Genomic DNA, 3943 nt, shown 5'->3' with positions numbered 1-3943 from the left:
CCGTCGGCCAGCGGATAGCGGAAATGCCAGAAGCTGCCCTGCTGCTCCTTGTTCTCGACCTCGAGATCGGAGATCGCGGTGTGCAGCGTCGGGTCCCAGTTGACCAGACGCTTGCCGCGGTAGACGAGCTTCTCTTCGTGCAGGCGCACGAATACTTCCTGAACCGCCTTGTAGAAGCCGTCGTCCATGGTGAAGCGCTCGCGGGACCAGTCGACGCTGGCGCCCATGCGGCGCAGCTGGCGCGTGATGTGACCGCCGGACTCCTCCTTCCACTCCCAGATCTTGTCGGTGAACGCTTCGCGGCCGAGGTCGTGGCGCGTCTTGCCCTCTTCCGCGGCGACCTTGCGCTCCACCAGCATTTGGGTGGCGATGCCGGCGTGGTCGGTGCCTACCTGCCACAGAGTGTTGTTGCCCTGCATTCGCTTCCAGCGCGTCAGGGTATCCATGATGGTGTCCTGGAACGCGTGGCCCATGTGCAGGCTTCCGGTCACGTTGGGCGGCGGAATCATGATGGAGAAGGGCGCGCCGGTGCCTGACGGCGCGAAGCGGTTGTCCGCCTCCCAGCGCTCGTACCAGCGGGTTTCGATCTGTTCGGGTTGGTAGGTCTTTTCCATGGAGCGGCTCACCGACGACGATGCTTTCCGGAGAAAGCACGAAATTCAAAAGAAGTTCGAAAAATGGCGGCCAGTATAGCGCGATATGGGGGAGGGCGTCAGGCGCGCGTTCAAGGTGCTACCGCCTTCACTGGCGCCGTTTACTCTACGCCTGGCCGACGTTTTATCTCGGCGAGCTCCTGTTCGAGGCGCTCGATACTGGGCAGGCCGGTTTGCAGCTCGGTGGGTAGCGATTCCAGCAGCTTGTACTCGGCAACCACCCGGTTCTTGCTCTTGCACAGTAAAAGGCCGATGGTCGGCGCATCCAGCTCGGTTTTGATCTGGCGGTCGACCGCCGTCAAGTAGAAGCCGAGCTGCCCCAGATGTTCCGGTTTGAACTTGCCGGTCTTGAGCTCGATGACCACGTAGCAGCGAAGCTTCAGATGATAGAACAGAAGATCTAGAAAGAACTCTTCGCCGCCGACGTCGAGCAGCACCTGGCGCCCCACGAAGGCAAAGCCTGCGCCCAGTTCCAGCAGAAACTCGGTGACGTGACGTACCAGCGCCTCTTCGACCTCGCGCTCCTGGGACTCGGCCGTCAGACCGAGAAAGTCGAAGCGGTAGGGGTCTTTCAGCGATTCGCGGGCCAGGTCCGACTGTGGCTTGGGCAGGCGTGGCTCGAAGTTGGTCACCGCCGCGCCCTGGCGCTCCAGCAAGCGGGTTTCGATCTGCATGACCAGTACGTTGCGAGACCAGCCGTTTTCCACAGCGGCCTCAGCATAGGCCAAACGTTCAGCGGGCGCTTTCAATTTACTGAGAAGCACAAGGTTATGGCCCCAGGGTAATTGTCCAACGGCCTGTTGGACAATTTCATCGTTGGACCAAGCGTCGGCAAAGGCACGCATGTACATCAAATTGGCTCTGGAGAAGCCCTTGGTTTCCGGAAACGCCGAGCGCAGATCGAACGCTAGTCGCTCGATCACCTTCGCGCCCCAACCCTGCTCTGCCTGGCGCTTAAGAATATCGCGGCCGATCTGCCAGTAGAGCAAAATCAGCTCGCGGTTGACCGCCAGCGTCGCCCGCTGCTGAGCGCCATGAATGCGGTGCTTCAGCTCGGTGAGCCAGTCGCTGTAGCCATCGGGCGGTATGATCAGGGAAGCGGGCTTGTCGCTTATGGGCTTTCTCTCCAGTATCAGCCGATCTTGTGCGGCACTACCTCATGGCCAAGCTCCTTGTAGCGCTGCCAGCAGGCGCGCTTGGTCACCAGCACCTGCTGGTGCTGGTTGATGATTTCGGCCACACGGGTGAAACGCTCGATGCCCTCCGGGATGTCCGGATGCAGGTTCAAGAGCGCGGTCTCCTCGCGGGGCGCGGGCAGTTCGCCAAAGCCCAGCGTGATGGGGACGCTCGCGGCCAGGTCGCTGCCTTCGATCGCGTGGGGCAGGTAGGCATCCTCGCGAAAGCTCCACAGCGCCTCGTCGGCCTGCTCGGCGAGCGCCTGATCCTCGCAGTGCAGGTGCAGCCGGTAGCCCTTGCGGTGGATGGTCTCGGCCAGCTTGCAGGCAAAGGCGAGCCGCGCCTCCAGGGTGGTGTCCTGAAGAATGTAGAAGTCGATTCGCGCCATGGGTCTGCCTTACGCTATGAACAGCGACGCTATGAGAAGCAGCGCTATGAAAAAAGCCGCCGCCGGAAGGCGGCGGCAGAGGCGATCACACCAGCCGGGTCAGCCAGCCGTGCTTGTCCTCGCTGCGTCCGTACTGGATGTCGAGCAGCGTCTTGCGAATGCGCATGGCGACCTCTGAACCACCGTCGCCCTGAACGCGGATGCGCTCGTTCTCGGTGACCAGCTCGCCCACCGGGGTGATGACCGCCGCGGTGCCGCAGGCGAACACTTCGCTGATCTCGCCGTTGGCCGCACCTTCGCGCCACTCGTCGATGCTGATCGGGCGCTCTTCCGGGGTCAGGCCCATGTCTTTAGCCAGCGTCAGCACGGAGTTGCGGGTCACGCCTTCGAGAATGGTGTCGGTCAAACGCGGGGTGACCAGGCGGCCATCCTTGTAGACGAAGAACAGGTTCATGCCGCCGAGCTCTTCGATCCACTTGTTCTCGGCGGCGTCCAGAAACGCCACCTGACCGCAGCCGTGGCTTTCGGCCTCTTTCTGCGCGGCGAGCGAGGCTGCGTAGTTGCCGCCGCACTTGGCAAAGCCGGTGCCGCCGGCGGCGGCGCGCTTGTAGGTCGACGAGAGCCAGATCGAGACCGGCGAGATGCCGCCCTTGAAGTAGGACGCCGCAGGCGAGGCGATGACGTAGTAGTCCACTTCGTGAGCCGGGCGCACGCCGAGAAAGGCTTCCGATGCGATCATGAACGGGCGCAGGTAGAGGCTGCACTCGTCGGCGTCGCTGTGCGGCGTGGGTACCCAGGCGTGATCCTGGGCGAGCAGCGCCTGGATCGAGCCGATGAAGTCGTCGTCCGAGAGTTCCGGCAGGGCGAGCCGACGGGCGCTACGGCGCAGGCGCTCGGCGTTCTTCTCCGGGCGAAAGGTCCAGATGGAGCCATCCTCGTGGCGGTAGGCCTTGATGCCCTCGAAGATCTCCTGGCCGTAGTGCAGCACCGCCGCCGCCGGGTCCAGGGTCAGCGGCCCGTAGGGGCGCACCTGGTGGCCGTGCCAGTCGGCGTCCACGGTCCAGCGGATGTTGACCATGTGGTCGGTGAAGTGACGTCCAAAGCCTGGGTTCTGGAGGATGCTTTCGCGAATGTTCTCCGCCGTGGGCAGGTTGGAGGGCAGGATATCGAAACGGTTGGCTGAACTGGCACTGGGCACGGCGTATGGTCTCCGCAAAAAATACCCCCGCAGGGGGTGACATCAGAAGGGGGAAAAGACGCCCGCGCGTGCGGGCGTCTCATGACGTTCAGATTTAACGGTTGTGCTGACGAAAGGCAACCGTTAACCGGCCGGGCCGGCTATTTTGTCTCGGTTTCCACCTCGGCGTCGGCTTCGCGATCCAGCAGGTACTGGGTCAGAAGCCCCACCGGGCGGCCGGTGGCGCCTTTCTGCTTGCCCGAATGCCAGGCGGTGCCGGCGATGTCCAGGTGCGCCCAGGGGAAGTGCTCGGCGAAGCGCGACAGAAAGCACGCCGCAGTGATGGTCCCCGCCGGGCGCCCGCCGATGTTGGCGAGGTCCGCGAAGTTGGAGTCGAGCTGTTCCTGGTACTCGTCCCACAGCGGCAGGTGCCAGGCGCGATCCCAGGCGGATTCGCCGGCATCGAGCACGTCGAGGGCCAGATCGTCGTCATTGGAAAGCAGGCCGGTGGCGTGGTGGCCCAGCGCCACGATGGCAGCACCTGTGAGC

Annotated in this window: 4 protein-coding genes and 1 pseudogene; all 5 read right to left on the bottom strand. The window is 63.6% G+C overall.

All coding sequences use genetic code 11. From position 1 onward, the window contains the following. Nucleotides 1-614, bottom strand: a 614-nt coding sequence (locus BIS11_RS12475; protein WP_253586154.1) for a class I tRNA ligase family protein, incomplete at its 3' end; no start/stop codon positions are given. Nucleotides 615-754: 140 nt separating this feature from the next. Further along, entirely contained in the window at nt 755-1705 is a 951-nt protein-coding gene (locus BIS11_RS12470) for a YhcG family protein (RefSeq protein WP_367399047.1), read from the bottom strand. Between the two features lie 80 nt (nt 1706-1785). After that, nucleotides 1786-2217: a DNA polymerase III subunit chi gene (locus BIS11_RS12465; protein WP_253418832.1), complete on the bottom strand. Its 432-nt coding sequence runs from the start codon at nt 2215-2217 to the stop codon at nt 1786-1788. Nucleotides 2218-2302: 85 nt separating this feature from the next. Beyond that, entirely contained in the window at nt 2303-3415 is a 1113-nt protein-coding gene (locus BIS11_RS12460) for a branched-chain amino acid aminotransferase (protein WP_253418830.1), read from the bottom strand. 140 nt (nt 3416-3555) lie between these two features. Then, nucleotides 3556-3943: pseudogene (locus BIS11_RS12455) on the bottom strand (leucyl aminopeptidase); the annotation flags it as partial.

It is taken from the genome of Halomonas sp. 707D4 (assembly GCF_024158685.1).
Classification (GTDB): Bacteria; Pseudomonadota; Gammaproteobacteria; order Pseudomonadales; family Halomonadaceae; genus Vreelandella.
Note: the sequence above shows the minus strand (reverse complement) of the source record. Positions and strands in the feature narration are given on the sequence as shown.